At 68.1% G+C, this 3,023-nt stretch carries 3 protein-coding genes; 1 reads left to right on the top strand and 2 read right to left on the bottom strand.

Annotated features, from left to right (window positions below; all coding sequences use genetic code 11):
* Positions 1 to 119 precede the first annotated feature (119 nt).
* Entirely contained in the window at positions 120 to 812 is a 693-nt protein-coding gene (locus ABZ646_RS43845) for a glycoside hydrolase family 75 protein (protein WP_360532599.1), read from the bottom strand.
* A gap of 226 nt (positions 813 to 1,038) precedes the next feature.
* Between ABZ646_RS43845 and ABZ646_RS43840 the strand changes: the two genes are divergently transcribed.
* On the top strand, positions 1,039 to 1,650 hold the full coding sequence (locus ABZ646_RS43840) for a hypothetical protein (protein WP_360532596.1): 612 nt from the start codon (positions 1,039 to 1,041) through the stop codon (positions 1,648 to 1,650).
* A gap of 83 nt (positions 1,651 to 1,733) precedes the next feature.
* Here the strand turns inward: ABZ646_RS43840 and ABZ646_RS43835 are convergent, their stop codons facing one another.
* Positions 1,734 to 2,570 carry an aldo/keto reductase gene (locus tag ABZ646_RS43835; protein WP_360532593.1) on the bottom strand — a complete coding sequence of 279 codons (837 nt, stop codon included), beginning with the start codon at positions 2,568 to 2,570 and terminating at the stop codon, positions 1,734 to 1,736.
* Between the last annotated feature and the right edge of the window lie 453 nt (positions 2,571 to 3,023).

Below are 3,023 nucleotides of genomic sequence, written 5' to 3'. Positions count from 1 at the left end.
CACCGTGTGCATCAACTACGGTGGCCGCGACGAGATCGCCAGGACCGCCGCGGCCCTCGCCGAGGCGGCCCGAGCGGCTCGCCCACCCCGGGTGTTCGGCCGGCGGCGAACCGCCCCGGTCAGTTGTCGGCGAGGAACTGCTTCGCCAGCTGGTCACCGAGGGACACCGCCGCGCTGTGGCTCTCGATGGGGGACACCTTCGAGTTCTTGAACAGGATGTAGGTCACGCCGGAGTCGGCACCGCCGGTCGCCGGGTCGGGGTCTATGCCGAGCGCCTTGGCGGTGGCGTACGACGCCTCACCGATGATCTTCGTGGGGCCGGTGTCGCCGACCACCGCGTACTCGACCTTGTTGTTGTAGATCACGGCCACCACGCCGCCGCCCTTGATGCCGGCGCTGGAGTAGTTCCAGATGCTGCTGGAGCTGGGAACCACGATGTACGGCAGCGACTCGGCCTTCAGCGGCTTGCCGTCGGACTGGTGGAACGCGGTGTCGTCCTGGTACCAGGGGTCGCGGTCCTCGTTGCAGTTGGTGGTGCGCTGGCCGTCGCAGTCGATGTCCATGTCGGCCTTCCAGAAGACCGCGCCGTTCTTGCCGCAGACGGGAATCGTGGCCGAGGTCTCGTCGTCGGTCTTGTACTTGCCGCTGGAGATCTGGGAACAGGACTTCACCTTGGCGAGCAGGTCCGCCGCGCTGACCGAGCCCTCCTGGGCGGACCTGGGGGTGGCGCCGGACGCGCTGGCGGGCAGCACACCGGCGGCGAGCAGTGCGGCCCCGGAGGCCGCGGCAAGGGTCAGTGTTCGCATGCGCACTGTGGGGGTGCCCTTCTGTTAGGAAAGTTTCCTGACCGGGTGCCGTACAAGGTGGACCCGGCTGCATGTCCGCGTCAAGCCCTGGGTGTGAACTCGGGAAATTGTCGCGCATTGCGGTGATATGACCGTCGGGGAACACTGGTGGGGCGGAACATTCCGAATATTTACGCAGGAGCCGTGCGGGGGTTGAGCGGTGGCTCCGGTGGCTCCTGGGAGGCGAGGGGTCATGTTCGTACGCGCGGTGTACGCCACCGGTGATCCGGCGAAGATCGAGGCCGCGATCAGGGCGCTCAACAGCGAGGGACGCGATCTGCTGGCGGACCGCCCCGAGTACCGGGGTGCGGGAGTCTTCGTCGACCGGGACCTGGGCAAACTGCTCGCGGTGAGCTGGTGGGGCTCAGAGGCGGCCCGGCGCAACAGCGACCAGGTGATGAGCGAACGGCGCGGGCCGATGCTGGAGCCGTTCGCGGGCACCGTCGCGGTCCGCAACTACGAGGTGGCGGTCTTCCGTTCGGCGCAGATGCCGAGGGCGGGCGGCGGTCTGCGCTGCGCCTGGGTCGAGTTCGATCCCACCGACACGGACCTGTTCGCCGAGACGTTCCGTTCCTCGGCTGTGCCCCGGCTGGAAGCGCTGCCGGGATTCGCCCGGTGCGCCCTGTTCGTCGACCGGCAGCGGGGGCGGGGCATGGCCGGCTCGCTCTTCGTCGACCGTGCCTCGATGGCCGCGTCACGCGGGGGCCAGGCCGCCGCCCGACGGGCGGACTCCGCCAAGGCGCACGTGACCGTGGTCGGTCTGGAGGAGTTCGAGGTCGTCCACGCGGACGTGCACCCCGGCTGACGTGCCCTGACGGGGAGTCGGAGAAGGCGAACGGCCGCCCCGCCGTGCTGTCGGCGGGACGGCCGGTGCGCTGCGGGGACCGCTCAGCTCACGTCGAACGTGCCCGGGTCCGGACCGATGCGCCGGTCCTCGTTGAGCGCGCTGATCGCCGCGAGGTCCTCGGTGTCCAGGCTGAAGTCGAACACCTGGATGTTCTCCTTGATCCGGGACGGCGTCACGGACTTCGGGATCACGATGTTGCCGAGCTGGATGTGCCAGCGCAGCACGACCTGGGCCGGAGTGCGGCCGTGCTTCTGCGCGATCGCGACGATCGCCGGCACCTCCAGCAGCCCCTTGCCCTGACCGAGCGGCGACCAGGCCTCGGTGGCGATGCCCTGCTCGTCGTGGGCCTCGCGCGAGGCGTGCTGCTGCAGGTGCGGGTGCAGCTCGATCTGGTTGACCGCCGGGATGACCGAGGTCTCGGCGATCAGCCGGTCCAGGTGCTCGGGAAGGAAGTTGGAGACACCGATCGCCTTGACGCGGCCGTCGGCGTACAGCTTCTCGAACGCCCTGTAGGTGTCCAGGTACTTGTCCTGGGCCGGCAGCGGCCAGTGGATGAGGTAGAGGTCCAGGTAGTCGAGACCCAGCTTGTCCAGCGACACGTCGAACGCGCGGAGCGTGGCGTCGTATCCCTGGTCGGCGTTCCAGAGCTTGGTGGTGACGAAGATGTCCGCACGCGGAACGCCGGAGGCGGCGATCGCCTTGCCGGTGCCCTCTTCGTTGCCGTAGATCGCCGCTGTGTCGATGCTGCGGTACCCGGCCTCCAGCGCCGTGGCGACGGCCTGCTCGGCCTCGTCGTCCGGCACCTGCCACACGCCGAAGCCCAGCTGGGGCATCTCGACGCCGTTGTTGAGGATTTTCGGGGGGACCTTGCTGCTCACGAGCTCTCGATCCTTAGGTTGTCGACAGGTGGTTCTCCCATCGTCAACGATCACGGGCCCCGATGCATTCCTGACCGTGGAATCCGCCGGAACTGACCGCTGAGTCAGCCATCCGGGGCGAGATTGGCCGGAAATGCATCCGACGTTATGGGTCCGGACCATTGACCGCGGCCCGGTCCTGCCGGACTCTGGTTCGCATCGTCGGACGTATCGCTGAACCCGGTACAGAGATGTGAACCTCTGCGGGTTTTCCAGCAGACCCCCTGTGAACAGGGAACTTCTCGCTGCACTGCGAGACCTCCCACCTCCGGAAAACAGGTACACAGCCATGAACGAGACCGCCTCCGACAGCCGACAGCCGGACCCGACCGCCGCACAGACATCGGATGAAGGTCGTCGAGAAGCACGCCCCGCTGGACGAGGTGCTGCTCGTCCTCGACGCCACCACCGGGC

It is taken from the genome of Streptomyces sp. NPDC007162 (genome assembly GCF_040634175.1).
In the GTDB taxonomy this organism is placed as follows: domain Bacteria; phylum Actinomycetota; class Actinomycetes; order Streptomycetales; family Streptomycetaceae; genus Streptomyces.
This window is presented reverse-complemented; position numbering and strand designations above follow the sequence as displayed.

Excerpts from the sequence above, each read along its gene's own strand:
- ABZ646_RS43840 (WP_360532596.1), top strand. The coding sequence starts at position 1,039 with ATGTTCGTACGCGCGGTGTACGCCACCGGTGATCCGGCGAAGATCGAG.